Origin of the sequence: Bacillus sp. F56 (genome assembly GCF_001748205.1) — a bacterium.
Lineage (GTDB): Bacteria > Bacillota > Bacilli > Bacillales > Bacillaceae > Bacillus > Bacillus stercoris.
The window spans coordinates 275,073-290,773 of the sequence record NZ_BDFC01000007.1 but is presented as its reverse complement, the minus strand read 5'-3'; the positions used below and the strand labels follow the sequence as shown (position 1 = coordinate 290,773).

The window sequence follows — 15,701 nt, the reverse complement described above, 5'->3', positions numbered from 1 at the left end:
GAGTGAATGAAATGGAAAAACGGCCGGAGGATACAAGAGTCGTCGTCGGCATGTCCGGCGGAGTAGACTCATCTGTGGCGGCCCTGCTGTTAAAAGAACAGGGCTATGATGTAATCGGAATCTTTATGAAAAACTGGGATGATACGGACGAAAACGGTTTTTGCACGGCGACAGAGGATTATGAAGATGTGATCCGCGTCTGCAACCAAATCGGAATCCCGTATTATGCCGTAAACTTTGAAAAGCAATATTATGAGAAAGTATTTCAATACTTCCTTGATGAATATAAAGCAGGCAGAACACCAAACCCGGATGTACTGTGCAACAAAGAAATTAAATTCAAGGCCTTTTTGGAGCATGCATTGTCACTTGGCGCCGACTATTTAGCGACTGGCCACTATGCAAGAGTAGACAGAAGCGGCGGAAAAGTCAGAATGCTGCGCGGCATTGATGAAAACAAGGATCAAACGTACTTCTTGAATCAGCTGACAGAGGAAACCCTGAGCAAAGTCATGTTCCCGATCGGCGAACTTCAAAAAAGCCGTGTGCGTGAAATCGCCAAAGAAGCAGAACTTGCAACGGCGACGAAAAAAGACAGTACAGGCATCTGCTTTATCGGCGAGCGCAACTTTAAAACGTTTCTCAGCCAATATCTCCCTGCACAGCCGGGCGATATGATGACGATGGACGGCGAAGTTAAAGGCCGCCACGACGGGTTGATGTACTACACGATCGGACAGCGTCACGGCCTTGGCATCGGCGGAAGCGGCGAGCCGTGGTTTGCGGTAGGGAAAGATCTTGAAAAGAACATCCTCTACGTAGATCAAGGGTTCCATAACCCGCTTTTATATTCCGACAAAATCACAGCAACAAATATCAGCTGGGTACGTTCGGATATCATGAAGGGCGAAGAGATTTCCTGCACGGCTAAATTCCGTTACCGTCAAGAAGATCATAAAGTGACGGTGCGCATGACTGGCGAAGGTGAAGCGGAAGTCATCTTTGATGAACAAGTCAGAGCTGTAACGCCGGGACAAGCCGTTGTCTTCTATGACGGTGAAGAATGCCTTGGCGGCGGGACAATTGATGATGTGTACAAAGACGGAACAAAATTGTGGTACGTATAAAAGATGAAAAACCTCAACACTGAGTTGGGGTTTTTTAGTGAAAGGAAGATGATCGGTGGATTATAATCAACTCGGTATAGAGGCGATGCAGGAAGGCGATTACGAGAAAGCGGCAGAGGCATTTACAAAAGCGATTGAAGAAAATAAAGAAGACGCGATTCCGTATATCAATTTTGCCAACCTGCTTTCATCCGTAAACGAGCTGGAACGTGCGCTTGCGTTTTATGATAAAGCGCTTGAATTAGACAATAGCGCAGCCACTGCTTATTATGGAGCAGGAAATGTCTATGTTGTAAAAGAAATGTACAAAGAAGCGAAAGACATGTTTGAAAAAGCGCTTCGTGCGGGGATGGAAAACGGCGACCTGTTTTACATGCTCGGAACGGTTCTTGTCAAGCTCGAACAGCCTAAGCTTGCACTGCCATATTTACAAAGAGCGGTTGAGCTGAATGAAAACGATACGGAAGCACGCTTTCAATTCGGGATGTGCTTAGCCAATGAGGGCATGCTGGACGAAGCGCTCAGCCAGTTCTCAGCTGTAACAGAGCAAGATCCCGGGCATGCAGATGCATTTTATAATGCCGGTGTCGCTTATGCTTATAAAGAAAACCGGGAAAAAGCGTTGGAAATGCTGGACAAGGCGATCGATATCCAGCCAGATCATATGCTTGCGCTTCATGCTAAAAAACTGATCGACCCATCATAACAGGCACAGGAGGAGGGACAGCTCGTGCAGCAGCATCCGGATCAGCTTAAACTGGAGGAAGAGCCCTATTTAAAAGGGACAGTTAACACAGTCATCTATCATAATGACACCAATTTATATACGGTTCTGAAAGTGAAAGTAACAGAGACCTCCGAAGCCATAGAAGATAAAGCCGTATCCGTGACGGGCTACTTCCCTGCGCTTCAAGAAGAAGAGACCTACACGTTTTACGGAAAGATCGTAACACACCCGAAATTCGGGCTCCAATTTCAAGCGGAGCATTTTAAAAAAGAGATACCGACGACTAAGGAAGGCATCATACAATATTTATCGAGTGACTTATTCGAGGGAATCGGCAAAAAAACAGCTGAAGAAATTGTGAAAAAGCTGGGCGAGAGCGCCATTAACAAAATATTGGCTGACGCTTCAGTGCTTTATGATGTTCCGAGGCTCTCAAAAAAGAAAGCAGACACGCTGGCCGGTGCCTTGCAGCGGCATCAGGGGCTGGAGCAAATCATGATTTCCCTGAACCAGTTTGGCTTTGGCCCGCAGCTGTCCATGAAAATCTATCAAGCCTATGAATCTGAGACGCTTGAAAAGATTCAAGAAAATCCTTATCAGCTTGTGAAGGACGTAGAAGGCATCGGGTTTGGGAAAGCGGATGAGCTGGGCGGCAGAATGGGTCTTTCGGGTAACCATCCTGAGCGGGTAAAAGCTGCGATTCTGTACACGCTTGAAACGACTTGTCTGTCAGAGGGGCACACGTACATAGAAACGGAGCAGCTGATCATCGATACCCAATCACTGTTAAACCAGTCAGCAAAGGAAGATCAGCGCATCACAGAAATGGATGCCGCTAACGCGATTATTGCTCTTGGAGAAAATAAAGACATTGTCATAGAAGATGGACGCTGTTATTTTCCATCGCTGTTTTACGCTGAACAAAATGTTGCTAAGCGAGTGAAACATATCGCAAGCCAAACTGAATATGATGACCAGTTTCCCGAATCAGAATTTCTGCTCGCTTTGGGGGAATTGGAAGAACGGATGAACGTTCAGTATGCCCCCAGCCAGAAGGAAGCGATTCAAAAAGCCCTTTCCTCGCCGATGCTTCTTTTAACAGGCGGCCCGGGAACAGGGAAAACCACGGTTATCAGAGGGATTGTCGAGCTCTACGGAGAGCTTCACGGTGTGTCACTAGACCCGTCAGCTTATAAAAAGGATGAAGCTTTTCCGATTGTTTTGGCCGCTCCGACAGGGAGAGCAGCAAAACGAATGAGTGAATCAACGGGACTTCCTGCAGTCACGATACACAGGCTGCTTGGCTGGAACGGCGCTGAAGGCTTTTCCCATACAGAGGATGAGCCGATTGAAGGGAAGCTGTTAATAATCGATGAAGCCAGCATGCTTGATATATGGCTGGCGAACCATCTATTCAAGGCGATCCCTGATCATATCCAAATCATCATTGTCGGAGACGAAGACCAGTTGCCTTCTGTAGGTCCGGGCCAAGTGCTGAGAGACCTACTGGCATCCCAGGTGATTCCCACGGTGAGACTGACAGACATCTACCGCCAGGCTGAGGGGTCATCAATCGTCGAGCTTGCCCACCAGATGAAAAATGGATTGCTGCCGAACAATTTGACTGCCCCCACAAAGGACCGATCCTTTATTCGCTGCGGAGGCTCGCAAATTAAAGAAGTTGTTGAAAAGGTTGTCGCCAATGCATTGAAAAAAGGCTATACGGCAAAGGACATTCAGGTCCTCGCTCCGATGTACAGAGGAAAAGCCGGCATCAATGAGTTGAATGTGATGCTGCAGGATATTTTAAATCCTCCGAAAGAAAAACGGAGAGAATTGAAGTTCGGGGATGTTGTCTACAGAACCGGAGATAAAATTTTGCAGCTTGTCAATCAGCCGGAAAACAATGTATTCAACGGAGATATTGGCGAAATTACGTCGATATTTTATGCAAAGGAAAATACAGAAAAAGAAGACATGGCCGTCGTTTCTTTTGATGGCAATGAAATGACGTTTACGAAAAAAGATTTTAATCAATTTACCCATGCGTATTGCTGTTCTATTCATAAATCGCAGGGAAGTGAATTTCCGATTGTGGTTTTGCCTGTTGTGAAAGGCTACTATAGAATGCTCAGAAGAAACCTTCTTTATACCGCGATTACAAGAGCGAAGAAATTTCTCATTTTATGCGGGGAAGAGGAGGCGCTGGAGTGGGGCGTGAAAAATAATGATGCAACTGTCAGACAGACCTCCTTAAAAAACAGGCTGTCCGTACAGGTTGAGGAAATGGATGCCGAGCTTGAGGCTCTCCAAAAAGAGCTCCCATTCAGCGTACACGACGCCAACATTGGCATGGAAGGCATTACACCATTTGATTTTATGAAAGAAGAACAGCTGTAAACATGCTCCCGTGTAAGCGGGAGTTTTTTCATTTGCAGTGGAATTGATTTCATCGTATGAGTCTAAGGCGCAAAGCAAAACCTAAGCCTGTTCAACAAAAGGTGGTTGATCACACTTTGAGAACATGCCATGAAGTAGAAGGATTCCCAGTATACTCAGAACGAACTTCTTGTTATCTCGGGGCAATTTCTGATATTTGTTTTTCTCTGCAGGGAGATTGTCTCGGGTTTATTCTTGCACAAAAACGGTTTTTGCATCATCATCATGCGCTATTACGAGCGTGTGATATCTCTTCCGTTCTTGATGACCGCATATTGGCTTCGGTCAGTTCAGAACAGCTTCTGCCTCTTCCGAAATCATGCTTCACATACGAGCAGATGAAAATGAAGCTTGTGAAATCGCAAGAGGGGGATATATTGGGGATGCTGGAAGATGTATACTTTTGTTTGGACAGGGGCATAATCGTAGCATATGAACTCTCGGACGGTTTCTTTTCTGACCTGGCGGGAAGCAAGCGCCAGATCCAAAGAGCGGATTCGCTTGTCGAGGTGCGGAAAGACGAGATCGTTCTGAACGGATAGAGGTGTGAGATATGCTTATATGCCCGAATTGCAAAAGTAAGGATATCGGGAAAATCGGCGTGAACCAATATTATTGCTGGGACTGTTTTATTGAACTGACTGTGGCGAAAGGGAAGATTGCAACTCATCAGGTGGAAGAAGACGGAACGTTAAGCAGCTTGGATGATTTGTTTTCTGAGGATGAACGCAGCATCAATTTTTAATCATGAAAGGAGATGCGCAGGATGAATCGGACGATGACTTCTCTTTTGGCAATGGGAGCCGGAGCTCTCGTGTACCGAATGGCGACTCAATCTGACATGCTGAATAATCGAAGCATGAAGCGGATGAGAAGAAGAATGATGAAAATGTTTTAATGCAAAAAGGATACTCTCTAAAGAGTATCCTTTTCTATATTTGCCGGACAGAAAGGAAGTAATTGACTGCCACATACATAAGTGCCGTAAGTAAAAAGATCGAAAAAAATAACCACCGTCTGATCAGTTCGGGCAGAGCAATCACAACAGCAAGCGATGTATCTAATGGGCGGAACCATGCAGCGAAGCGCTTGCGGCATGAAAATAACAAAGTCAGTGTAGCTCAGCCCGGTGGAGCACGACGCTTCTATCAGCCGCTTCGGGTAATTTCAGATAGCATAGCGGATTTAAAAACACACTAAACGATCTGAAAAAATGTCCACAACTTATGACTGGCTGAAAACATAAAAGAATAATTCTGTGTAAACCTCAAAAGATATAGGTGAGGTGAAAGCAGATGCTTCAAAAACCGGTGCAGCTTTTGTTATGGGTGGCCATTTGTTTGCTGGTTCTGTTAACAGTCTACGTCTTTTTTATGCTTGATATGTTATGGACACCCTTTTGGTACGTCATAAAAACGATCTTTATTCCCTTGATTATTTCCATTTTTATATCTTATTTATTGCTTCCGGTCACAGAATGGCTGCATGGCAAAGGATTGCCTAGGACTTTGAGCATCTTGGTGATTTATGTTCTTTTTTTTGGCGGGATTGGCTGGGCGCTGTATAAGGGGGTGCCTGTTCTCATCGTGCAGCTGACGGAGTTGTCAGAAAATATACCGATGTTTGCCGAAACGTATAATGGGCTCCTTCTTCATGTGCATAACCATACAGATGATTGGCCTGATGGTATGCATCACCGTATAGATAAAATGATCAGCCAGACGGAGGCGTTTTTTGCTGGAACGATCGAGGGTGCGATCAGCGGAATCCGAAACGTGCTTGATTATTTCTTAATTGCGGCAACCATCCCTTTTCTTGTGTTTTATATGGTAAAGGACATTGAGCTAATGAAAAAGACGGTATGGTACCTGACTCCGAAGTCGTGGAGAAAGCGTGGCAGCGCCTTTTTGCGCGATGTGGATGACTCTCTTGGAGATTACATCCGCGGGCAGCTTTTGGTCTGCTTGATTCTCGGCGTGATTGCCGGCTTTACGTTCTGGGTATTTGGGCTTCCGTATCCGCTGATACTCGGCCTTATCTCTGGGATCACGAATGTCATTCCGTATTTTGGGCCTTTCATTGGAGCTGTTCCTGCATTGTTAATTGCGATGACGATCTCAGTGAAGGCGGTTCTTGTTGTGGTGATTACGGTGTTTATTCTGCAGTTTATGGAAGGCAATATCCTTAGTCCGTTCATTGTCGGCAGAAGCCTTAAAATGCATCCGGTCGTAATCATGCTTGCGCTCCTCGCCGGAGGGGAGCTTGCGGGAATCGTCGGGATGATTCTGGCTGTTCCTGCGACGGCTGTTTTAAAAGTGATGATGATCCATTTTTTGCGGATGAGGACAGAGCATTGACATTGGCGTGCCGCTTGTCTATAATTTCTCGTAGAATACATACGAATCTCGAGTGACGGATCTGAGTACGCCGAAGCCCTGTTAAAGAGAGAAGCTCCATAAGCTGAAAGGAGCTTTAGCAGAAGATCGGAGGAAGCTAATCCTGAGTGCAGTTAATCACTGCCGCACATCCTGCGTTACAGGGTTTAAGGTGACGGGCGAATGAAGCCCGTAATCAGGGTGGTACCGCGAGACAGCTCTCGTCCCTGTGTAAACGTTGGTTTGCATAGGGGGAGGGCTTTTTTGCTGTCACTGAAGAGAATTTCGATTTTTATAGAGGAGGAAATACAATGAAACACTTAACTTCTGCGGAAGTGCGTCAAATGTTTTTGGATTTCTTTAAAGAAAAAGGGCATGCGGTAGAGCCAAGCGCGTCATTAGTGCCTCATGAGGATCCCTCACTGCTTTGGATCAACAGCGGTGTTGCGACGCTGAAAAAATATTTTGACGGCCGTGTTGTTCCGGAAAATCCAAGAATCGTAAACGCTCAAAAAGCAATCAGAACAAACGATATAGAAAACGTAGGTAAAACTGCGCGCCATCATACTTTTTTTGAAATGCTCGGAAACTTTTCCATCGGCGATTATTTTAAAGAAGAAGCCATTACATGGGCTTGGGAGTTTTTAACGAGCGATAAGTGGATCGGCTTCGACAAAGAGCTTCTCTCAGTTACGGTTCACCCTGAGGATGAAGAAGCGTATGAGTTTTGGGCGAAAAAAATCGGTATTCCTGAAGAAAGAATCATCCGTCTGGAAGGGAACTTCTGGGATATCGGTGAAGGGCCGAGCGGACCGAACACGGAGATTTTCTACGACCGCGGTGAAGCATATGGTAATGATCCAGAAGATCCGGAGCTTTACCCAGGCGGAGAAAACGACCGTTACTTAGAAGTATGGAACCTTGTGTTCTCAGAGTTCAACCATAACCCTGACGGCACGTACACACCGCTTCCGAAGAAGAACATTGATACAGGCATGGGACTTGAAAGAATGGTATCTGTCATCCAGAATGTTCCGACAAACTTTGATACCGATTTGTTTGTTCCGATCATCAAAGCAACAGAATCGATTTCTGGTGAAACATACGGCAAAGACAATGTGAAGGACACTGCGTTTAAAGTGATTGCCGACCATATCAGAACAGTTGCCTTTGCTGTCAGTGACGGGGCGCTGCCGTCAAATGAAGGCCGCGGCTATGTATTAAGACGCTTATTGCGCCGTGCCGTCCGTTATGCCAAAACGATCAACATCCACCGTCCGTTCATGTTTGATTTAGTGCCGGTTGTCGCAGAAATCATGGCTGATTTCTATCCTGAAGTAAAAGAAAAAGCGGATTTCATCGCAAAAGTCATTAAAACCGAGGAAGAACGATTCCATGAGACCCTTAATGAAGGGCTTGCGATCCTGTCAGAAATGATCAAAAAAGAAAAAGACAAGGGCAGCAGCGTCATCTCAGGTGCTGATGTGTTTAAACTGTATGATACGTATGGATTCCCGGTTGAACTGACTGAAGAATACGCAGAAGACGAGAACATGACGGTTGACCATGAAGGCTTTGAGGAAGAAATGAACCAGCAGCGTGAACGGGCAAGAAACGCCCGCCAGGATGTCGGCAGCATGCAGGTGCAGGGCGGCGCATTGCGCGACGTGACCGATGAAAGTACATTTGTCGGCTATTCTCAAACCAAAGCTGATGCCAATGTCATTGTGCTTCTTCAGGACGGCCAATTAATCGAAGAGGCTCATGAAGGCGAAAGCATTCAATTCATTCTTGATGAAACACCGTTCTATGCAGAAAGCGGAGGTCAAATCGGCGACAAGGGCTATCTCCGCAGCGAGCAGGCAGTTGTGAGAATTAAAGATGTCCAAAAAGCGCCGAACGGCCAGCATGTGCATGAAGGTGTTGTGGAGAGCGGTACTGTTCAAAAAGGCTTGCATGTTACTGCTGAAGTTGAAGACCATATGAGAAGCGGCGTCATTAAAAACCACACGGCAACGCATTTATTGCATCAGGCTCTAAAAGATGTTCTTGGAACTCATGTCAATCAGGCGGGCTCTCTTGTAACTGAAAACCGTCTTCGTTTTGACTTCTCACACTTTGGCCAAGTGACAAAAGAAGAGCTTGACCAAATTGAAAGAATCGTAAACGAAAAAATTTGGGCGAGCATCCCGGTCAATATTGATTTGAAACCGATCGCTGAGGCAAAAGAAATGGGTGCGATGGCTCTGTTCGGCGAAAAATATGGCGATATTGTCCGTGTCGTTCAAGTTGGGGATTACAGTTTAGAGCTGTGCGGCGGCTGCCATGTCAGAAATACAGCAGAAATCGGCTTGTTTAAAATCGTTTCTGAATCTGGAATCGGGGCAGGCACAAGACGGATTGAAGCTGTAACGGGGCAAGGCGCTTACGTCGAAATGAACAGCCAGATTTCTGTATTGAAGCAGACTGCTGACGAGCTGAAAACAAATATCAAAGAGGTGCCGAAACGGGTCGCGGCTCTGCAGGCTGAGCTGAAGGAAGCACAAAGAGAAAATGAATCTCTTCTTGCGAAACTAGGCAACGTGGAAGCAGGAGCGATCCTGTCGAAAGTAAAAGAAGTTGGCGGCGTAAACGTGCTTGCGGAAAAAGTTAATGCAAAAGACATGAACCATCTCCGCACAATGGTTGATGAACTCAAAGCAAAGATTGGCTCTGCGGTGATTGTGCTTGGTGCGGTACAAAACGATAAAGTAAATATTTCTGCCGGAGTCACAAAGGACCTTATTGAGAAAGGCCTTCATGCTGGCAAGCTGGTTAAACAAGCTGCGGAAGTTTGCGGCGGAGGCGGCGGAGGCCGTCCGGACATGGCGCAGGCAGGCGGCAAACAGCCGGAAAAACTAGAAGAAGCTTTGGCTTCTGTAGAAGATTGGGTGAAATCCGTTTTATAATTCGCCCATGTAGTGTAGAATGATGGTAAGATTAGGACCCCAGGCTGAACTTTGCCTGCGAATTTGGGAAAGAGGTGCAAAACGGTGAGCTCGTTTGATAAAACGATGAAATTTAATTTCTCCGATGATTCTGCTGAGACTAACGTAAATGAGGTGCTGATTACTGTGTATGACGCGCTTCAGGAAAAGGGCTACAATCCAATCAACCAGATTGTCGGATACTTGCTGTCAGGTGATCCCGCTTATATTCCTAGGCATCGTGACGCTCGCAATTTAATTCGCAAACTTGAAAGAGACGAATTAATCGAGGAATTGGTGAAGTCTTATTTAGAACAGCATAAAGAGGCGTAAATAAAGAATGAGAATATTAGGACTCGATTTAGGAACCAAAACACTCGGTGTAGCTCTGAGCGATGAAATGGGCTGGACTGCTCAAGGCATTGAGACCATAAAGATAAATGAAGCGGAAGGCGATTATGGTTTATCTCGTTTATCTGAACTGATAAAGGACTATACTATAGATAAAATCGTGCTCGGCTTTCCTAAGAACATGAACGGAACAGTCGGCCCGAGAGGCGAAGCCAGCCAAACATTTGCTAAAGTGCTTGAAACAACGTACAATGTTCCTGTTGTGCTGTGGGACGAGCGTCTTACCACAATGGCGGCTGAAAAAATGCTGATTGCAGCTGACGTAAGCAGGCAAAAACGAAAAAAAGTCATTGATAAGATGGCGGCTGTCATGATTTTACAAGGATATCTCGACAGCTTAAATTAAAGCCAGAGGTGAAAAAAATGGAACACGGCGAAAAAAATATTACAATTGTTGACGAGCAAGGAAATGAACAGCTTTGTGAAGTGCTGTTTACATTTGAAAACGAAGAGTTTGGCAAGTCTTATGTATTGTACTACCCAATCGAATCAAAAGATGACGAAGAAGTAGAAATTCTTGCTTCCAGCTTCACGCCAAACGAAGACGGTGAAAACGGTGAGCTATTCCCGATTGAAACTGACGAAGAATGGGATATGATCGAAGAAACACTAAACACATTCCTAGCGGACGAAGACGAAGAATAAGTCATCGTGCCAAACCAAAGCCGGAGCTATACTGCTCCGGTTTTTTTCTGCTTGATGCAGGCCTCTTTCGCCCTTATTTTGTAATAAATTGCCGAAATACAATGAATCATGTAGTATAAGAGCTGATGGGAGGAGACCTAATGTATATCAATCAGCAAAAAAAATCGTTTTTTAATAAAAAAAGAATCATACTGTCTTCCATTGTTGTGCTGTTTCTCATCATTGGCGGGGCATTTTTATATGGGAAATCATTGCTTGAACCTGTTGAAAAAGACAGTAAAACGACAGTGAATATTAACATTCCGAGCGGTTCGTCTGTTTCAGCCATCGCATCGATATTAAAGAAAAATGATGTCATAAAAAGCGAGAAGGCATTTCAGTACTATGTGAAATATAAAGGTGCTTCCGGGTTTCAGGCCGGATTCTATCATCTGAATAAAGGAATGGATTTAGATGCCATTATTCAGAAGCTGACAAGCGGGGCTACAGGCTACGCATTTCAAATCACAGTGACTGAGGGAGCACAGCTGACCCAAATCGCGGCTGCTATTGCTGATGAAACGAAATACTCGAAAAAACAAGTCATAGCGAAGCTGGACGATGAAACCTTTATCAATCAGCTGAAGAAAGAATTCCCGGACACTGTGACAAACGATGTTTTTAATCAAAACATTAAGCACCCGCTTGAAGGGTACCTATTCCCGGCTACATACCCTTTTAACGATCCGGACACATCACTTGAAGACATTATCAAGGAAATGATCAAGCAGACAAATTCTTATGTGGAAACATATAAATCAGAAATGAAGAAAAATAAACTTTCTGTGCATAAGCTGCTGACGATGGCTTCTTTAATTGAAGAAGAAGCGACAGAAAAAGCCGACCGCCATAAAATTGCGAGCGTCTTTTATAACCGCCTGAAAAAGAAAATGCCGCTCCAAACAGATCCGACCGTCCTGTACGCGGCAGGCAAGCATAAAGATCGGGTTCTTTATAAGGATCTGGAAATCGATTCACCATACAATACGTATAAAAACACAGGACTGACGCCAGGACCGATCGCCAATGCCGGCATGTCGTCATGGGAAGCGGCGCTGCATCCGGATAAAACGGACTATCTATACTTCTTGGCCAAATCAAATGGTGAGGTCGTATTTACAAAAACACTAAAAGAGCATAATAAAGCAAAAGAAAAATACATTTCCTCAAAAAATGAGAAATAAAAGGAGAGCAAAAAGCTCTCCTTTTGTTCGCTTTCTGCAAGGTTTTATGATAAAATATATCGGGTTGTTTACCGATGTATCATGATGTATTCAGAGAGTGTCCTGTGCATAAGACTGGGGCACTCCTTTTTAGAACGGGAGGCTGTTTGTAGTGACTGACCGGTATGAACAAATAAATGACTATATAGAAGCATTATTAAAGCCTCGGCCGGATAACGTGAAGAAGCTTGAAGCATATGCAGAAGAACATCATGTCCCGATCATGGAAAAAGCGGGCATGGAGGTGCTGCTTCAAATTTTGTCTCTGAAACAGCCGAAAAAAATACTAGAAATCGGAACGGCCATTGGTTATTCTGCCATTCGAATGGCGCTGGAGCTGCCGTCTGCTGAAATATATACAATTGAACGCAATGAGAAACGGCACGAAGAAGCGGTAAACAATATCAAGGAATTTCAGCTTGATGACCGGATTCATGTTTTTTATGGAGATGCGCTTGAATTAGCTGACGCCGTTCATGTAACTGCGCCTTACGATGTCATTTTTATTGACGCTGCAAAAGGTCAGTATCAAAACTTTTTTCATTTATATGAACCGATGCTTTCACCGGACGGGGTGATTTTAACGGACAACGTGCTGTTTAAAGGTCTGGTGGCAGAGGATTACAGCAAAATAGAACCGAAGAGAAGGCGCAGGCTTATAACAAAAATTGATGAATATAATCATTGGCTGATGAATCATCCGGATTACCAAACTGCGATTGTTCCTGTCGGGGACGGACTTGCGATTAGTAAAAAGAAGAGGTGAACGTCATGAAAAAACCAGAGCTCTTAGTGACGCCGACAAGTACGGCTGACATTTTACCGCTCATACAGGCGGGAGCAACTGCGTTTTTAGTTGGGGAACAGAGATACGGCTTGAGATTGGCCGGAGAGTTTTCTCGTGAAGATGTAACGAAAGCCGTAGAGATTGCCCACAAAGAAGGGGCAAAAGTATACGTTGCTGTAAATGCAATTTTCCATAACGATAAAGTGGGTGAGCTTGGCGAATATCTGGCTTTCTTAGCGGAAGCCGGTGTCGATGCAGCGGTATTCGGCGATCCTGCCGTGCTGATGGCTGCCCGTGAATCTGCGCCTGATCTGAAGCTTCATTGGAGTACAGAAACAACAGGCACCAACTACTATACATGCAACTACTGGGGACGCAAGGGCGCGGCGCGTTCTGTGCTTGCCAGAGAATTAAACATGGATAGCATTGTCGAAATGAAAGAAAATGCTGAAGTCGAAATTGAAATCCAGGTGCATGGAATGACGTGCATGTTCCAATCGAAGCGTTCTTTGATTGGAAACTATTTTGAATATCAAGGCAAAGTCATGGACATTGAAAGAAAGAAAAAAGAATCTGGCATGTTTTTGCACGATAAAGAACGTGATAATAAATATCCGATTTTCGAAGATGAAAACGGCACTCATATTATGAGCCCGAACGATGTGTGCATCATTGATGAGCTCGAGGAATTGATAGATGCCGGAATTGATTCCTTCAAAATTGACGGTGTCCTGAAAACGCCTGAATACTTAATAGAAGTCACCAAAATGTACAGAGAAGCAATTGATTTGTGCGTGGAAGACCGTGACGAATACGAAGCGAAAAAAGAAGACTGGATTGAACGCATTGAAAGCATCCAGCCAGTGAACAGAAAAATCGATACCGGATTCTTCTTCAAGGAAACGGTTTATTAATCAAAAGGAGGTTAAGCTATGACTGCCGTAAATGATAAAATATCCACAATCGTCAATGGTAAGCGTGTGATTACGAAAAAGCCGGAGCTTCTCGCACCTGCGGGTAATCTTGAAAAGCTGAAAATCGCTGTTCATTACGGAGCGGACGCGGTCTTTATCGGAGGACAGGAATACGGGCTGCGCTCGAATGCCGATAACTTTACGATCGAAGAAATCGCAGAAGGCGTTGAATTCGCGAAGAAATATGGCGCGAAGATTTATGTAACAACGAATATTTTCGCTCATAATGAAAACATGGACGGGCTTGAAGACTATCTAAAAGCGCTTGGAGATGCCAACGTTGCCGGCATCATTGTGGCGGATCCGCTTATTATCGAAACATGCCGCAGAGTGGCGCCGAATGTTGAGGTTCACTTGAGCACACAGCAGTCTCTTTCAAACTGGAAGGCTGTCCAGTTCTGGAAGGAAGAAGGTCTTGATCGCGTCGTGCTGGCACGTGAAACAAGCGCTCTTGAAATCAGAGAAATGAAAGAAAAGGTAGATATCGAAATCGAATCCTTCATTCACGGCGCAATGTGTATTGCATATTCCGGTCGCTGTGTGCTGAGCAATCACATGACAGCGCGGGATTCCAACCGCGGAGGCTGCTGCCAGTCATGCCGCTGGGATTATGATCTCTACCAAACAGACGGTGCCAACGCCGTTGCTTTGTATGGTGAAGAAGATGCACCATTTGCGATGAGCCCGAAAGATTTGAAGCTGATTGAATCCATTCCGAAAATGATCGAAATGGGAATAGACAGCTTAAAGATTGAAGGCCGCATGAAATCCATTCACTATGTAGCAACTGTTGTCAGCGTATACCGTAAAGTAATTGATGCTTATTGCGCTGATCCAGAGAACTTTGTGATTCAAAAAGAATGGCTTGAAGAGCTTGATAAGTGCGCCAACCGGGACACTGCGACAGCTTTCTTTGAAGGAACGCCAGGCTATGAAGAGCAAATGTTCGGCGAGCACGCCAAAAAAACGACATATGATTTTGTCGGCTTAGTGCTGAATTATGATGAAGACACACAAATGGTCACGCTTCAGCAGCGCAATTTCTTCAAAAAAGGCGACGAAGTGGAATTTTTCGGTCCGGAAATCGAAAACTTTACACATACGATTGAAACCATTTGGGACGAAGACGGAAATGAGCTAGATGCTGCCCGCCATCCCCTGCAAATTGTCAAATTCAAACTAGACAAAAAGATTTATCCGAGCAACATGATGAGAAAGGGGAAGTAACAGCCCATGGGTAAGAATCCAGTAGTCATTGGAATCGCAGGAGGTTCCGGTTCAGGAAAAACGAGTGTCACACGGTCCATTTATGAACAATTTAAAGGACACTCGATTTTAATGATCCAGCAGGACCTTTATTATAAAGACCAAAGCCATCTTCCGTTTGAAGAAAGGCTGAACACAAACTATGATCATCCGCTTGCGTTTGATAATGACTATTTAATCGAGCATATTCAGGATCTATTGAATTATCGCCCGATTGAAAAGCCGATCTATGATTATAAGCTGCACACCCGTTCAGAAGAAACGGTTCACGTAGAGCCAAAGGATGTTATTATCCTTGAAGGCATTCTTGTGCTTGAAGACAAAAGGCTTCGTGATCTGATGGATATCAAGCTTTACGTTGATACGGACGCTGACTTGCGTATCATCAGACGGATTATGAGGGATATTAATGAGCGCGGACGCTCTATTGATTCTGTCATTGAACAATATGTGTCAGTGGTCCGTCCGATGCATAATCAATTCGTCGAGCCGACAAAACGATACGCTGATATTATTATCCCGGAAGGCGGACAGAATCACGTCGCAATTGATCTGATGGTCACAAAAATTCAAACCATTCTTGAACAAAACGCGATTTTGTAATACCATAGCATAGACATAAATAACTCTGACCATATTATGTATAGGCAGGAAGGGAATGTGCGAATTCCCTTCTTTCCCTGTTTATAAACGCGAAATATTTGCAGAACGACAAGATTCAG

At 44.8% G+C, this 15,701-nt stretch carries 16 protein-coding genes and 1 pseudogene; 16 read left to right on the top strand and 1 reads right to left on the bottom strand.

All coding sequences use genetic code 11. The features are described from left to right. Positions 1–11 precede the first annotated feature (11 nt). The 6 genes from mnmA to BFW96_RS12680 all read left to right on the top strand — a co-directional run bounded on the left by mnmA (position 12) and on the right by BFW96_RS12680 (position 5,191). Positions 12–1,127 (top strand): tRNA 2-thiouridine(34) synthase MnmA, encoded by a 1,116-nt coding sequence (gene mnmA, locus BFW96_RS12705; protein ID WP_069839599.1) that lies wholly within the window; start codon positions 12–14, stop codon positions 1,125–1,127. An 85-nt stretch (positions 1,128–1,212) separates the two neighbouring features. Continuing rightward, positions 1,213–1,833: a tetratricopeptide repeat protein gene (locus BFW96_RS12700; protein WP_206696623.1), complete on the top strand. Its 621-nt coding sequence runs from the start codon at positions 1,213–1,215 to the stop codon at positions 1,831–1,833. A 24-nt stretch (positions 1,834–1,857) separates the two neighbouring features. Beyond that, positions 1,858–4,254 (top strand): SF1B family DNA helicase RecD2, encoded by a 2,397-nt coding sequence (recD2, locus tag BFW96_RS12695; RefSeq protein ID WP_069839598.1) that lies wholly within the window; start codon positions 1,858–1,860, stop codon positions 4,252–4,254. Positions 4,255–4,310: 56 nt separating this feature from the next. Further along, entirely contained in the window at positions 4,311–4,835 is a 525-nt protein-coding gene (locus tag BFW96_RS12690) for a PRC-barrel domain-containing protein (RefSeq protein ID WP_082032957.1), read from the top strand. An 11-nt stretch (positions 4,836–4,846) separates the two neighbouring features. Continuing rightward, positions 4,847–5,038 carry a hypothetical protein gene (locus BFW96_RS12685; RefSeq protein ID WP_069839597.1) on the top strand — a complete coding sequence of 64 codons (192 nt, stop codon included), beginning with the start codon at positions 4,847–4,849 and terminating at the stop codon, positions 5,036–5,038. 21 nt (positions 5,039–5,059) lie between these two features. Next, positions 5,060–5,191 (top strand): DUF3918 family protein, encoded by a 132-nt coding sequence (locus BFW96_RS12680; protein ID WP_014664797.1) that lies wholly within the window; start codon positions 5,060–5,062, stop codon positions 5,189–5,191. A gap of 34 nt (positions 5,192–5,225) precedes the next feature. Here the strand turns inward: BFW96_RS12680 and BFW96_RS21915 are convergent. Beyond that, positions 5,226–5,486, bottom strand: a pseudogene (locus BFW96_RS21915) (amino acid ABC transporter permease); the annotation flags it as partial. Positions 5,487–5,588: 102 nt separating this feature from the next. On the opposite strand from BFW96_RS21915, the gene BFW96_RS12675 reads away from it, so the two are divergent. The 10 genes from BFW96_RS12675 (at position 5,589) to udk (ending at position 15,582) form a co-directional block, all read left to right on the top strand. Next, positions 5,589–6,650 carry an AI-2E family transporter gene (locus BFW96_RS12675; protein ID WP_040082305.1) on the top strand — a complete coding sequence of 354 codons (1,062 nt, stop codon included), beginning with the start codon at positions 5,589–5,591 and terminating at the stop codon, positions 6,648–6,650. A gap of 329 nt (positions 6,651–6,979) precedes the next feature. Continuing rightward, positions 6,980–9,616: an alanine--tRNA ligase gene (gene alaS / locus BFW96_RS12670; protein ID WP_040082306.1), complete on the top strand. Its 2,637-nt coding sequence runs from the start codon at positions 6,980–6,982 to the stop codon at positions 9,614–9,616. Positions 9,617–9,700: 84 nt separating this feature from the next. Then, a complete protein-coding gene (locus BFW96_RS12665) occupies positions 9,701–9,967 on the top strand; it encodes an IreB family regulatory phosphoprotein (protein WP_003225903.1) in 267 nt (88 codons plus the stop codon). A 7-nt stretch (positions 9,968–9,974) separates the two neighbouring features. Further along, positions 9,975–10,391, top strand: coding sequence for a Holliday junction resolvase RuvX (ruvX, locus tag BFW96_RS12660; protein WP_003229795.1), 417 nt, complete (start codon positions 9,975–9,977; stop codon positions 10,389–10,391). Positions 10,392–10,408: 17 nt separating this feature from the next. Continuing rightward, positions 10,409–10,690 (top strand): DUF1292 domain-containing protein, encoded by a 282-nt coding sequence (locus BFW96_RS12655; RefSeq protein WP_014664792.1) that lies wholly within the window; start codon positions 10,409–10,411, stop codon positions 10,688–10,690. 140 nt (positions 10,691–10,830) lie between these two features. Beyond that, entirely contained in the window at positions 10,831–11,913 is a 1,083-nt protein-coding gene (mltG, locus tag BFW96_RS12650; protein WP_069839596.1) for an endolytic transglycosylase MltG, read from the top strand. A gap of 151 nt (positions 11,914–12,064) precedes the next feature. Next, positions 12,065–12,718 carry an O-methyltransferase gene (locus tag BFW96_RS12645; protein ID WP_014664790.1) on the top strand — a complete coding sequence of 218 codons (654 nt, stop codon included), beginning with the start codon at positions 12,065–12,067 and terminating at the stop codon, positions 12,716–12,718. A 5-nt stretch (positions 12,719–12,723) separates the two neighbouring features. Further along, the gene (locus tag BFW96_RS12640; protein ID WP_040082309.1) at positions 12,724–13,653 is read left to right on the top strand and encodes a peptidase U32 family protein; all 930 of its coding nucleotides are present in this window, start codon (positions 12,724–12,726) and stop codon (positions 13,651–13,653) included. An 18-nt stretch (positions 13,654–13,671) separates the two neighbouring features. Continuing rightward, positions 13,672–14,940, top strand: coding sequence for a peptidase U32 family protein (locus BFW96_RS12635; protein WP_003229802.1), 1,269 nt, complete (start codon positions 13,672–13,674; stop codon positions 14,938–14,940). A 6-nt stretch (positions 14,941–14,946) separates the two neighbouring features. Beyond that, a complete protein-coding gene (gene udk / locus BFW96_RS12630; RefSeq protein WP_003225916.1) occupies positions 14,947–15,582 on the top strand; it encodes a uridine kinase in 636 nt (211 codons plus the stop codon). The last annotated feature ends 119 nt before the right edge of the window (positions 15,583–15,701 follow it).

Bases quoted from the DNA above. Each gene is read 5' to 3' on its own strand.
- mnmA (WP_069839599.1), top strand. From the start codon at position 12: ATGGAAAAACGGCCGGAGGATACAAGAGTCGTCGTCGGCATGTCCGGC.
- BFW96_RS12700 (WP_206696623.1), top strand. From the start codon at position 1,213: ATGCAGGAAGGCGATTACGAGAAAGCGGCAGAGGCATTTACAAAAGCG.
- BFW96_RS12690 (WP_082032957.1), top strand. From the start codon at position 4,311: ATGAGTCTAAGGCGCAAAGCAAAACCTAAGCCTGTTCAACAAAAGGTG.
- BFW96_RS12685 (WP_069839597.1), top strand. From the start codon at position 4,847: ATGCTTATATGCCCGAATTGCAAAAGTAAGGATATCGGGAAAATCGGC.
- BFW96_RS12680 (WP_014664797.1), top strand. From the start codon at position 5,060: ATGAATCGGACGATGACTTCTCTTTTGGCAATGGGAGCCGGAGCTCTC.
- BFW96_RS12675 (WP_040082305.1), top strand. From the start codon at position 5,589: ATGCTTCAAAAACCGGTGCAGCTTTTGTTATGGGTGGCCATTTGTTTG.
- alaS (WP_040082306.1), top strand. From the start codon at position 6,980: ATGAAACACTTAACTTCTGCGGAAGTGCGTCAAATGTTTTTGGATTTC.
- ruvX (WP_003229795.1), top strand. From the start codon at position 9,975: ATGAGAATATTAGGACTCGATTTAGGAACCAAAACACTCGGTGTAGCT.
- BFW96_RS12655 (WP_014664792.1), top strand. From the start codon at position 10,409: ATGGAACACGGCGAAAAAAATATTACAATTGTTGACGAGCAAGGAAAT.
- mltG (WP_069839596.1), top strand. From the start codon at position 10,831: ATGTATATCAATCAGCAAAAAAAATCGTTTTTTAATAAAAAAAGAATC.
- BFW96_RS12640 (WP_040082309.1), top strand. From the start codon at position 12,724: ATGAAAAAACCAGAGCTCTTAGTGACGCCGACAAGTACGGCTGACATT.
- BFW96_RS12635 (WP_003229802.1), top strand. From the start codon at position 13,672: ATGACTGCCGTAAATGATAAAATATCCACAATCGTCAATGGTAAGCGT.
- udk (WP_003225916.1), top strand. From the start codon at position 14,947: ATGGGTAAGAATCCAGTAGTCATTGGAATCGCAGGAGGTTCCGGTTCA.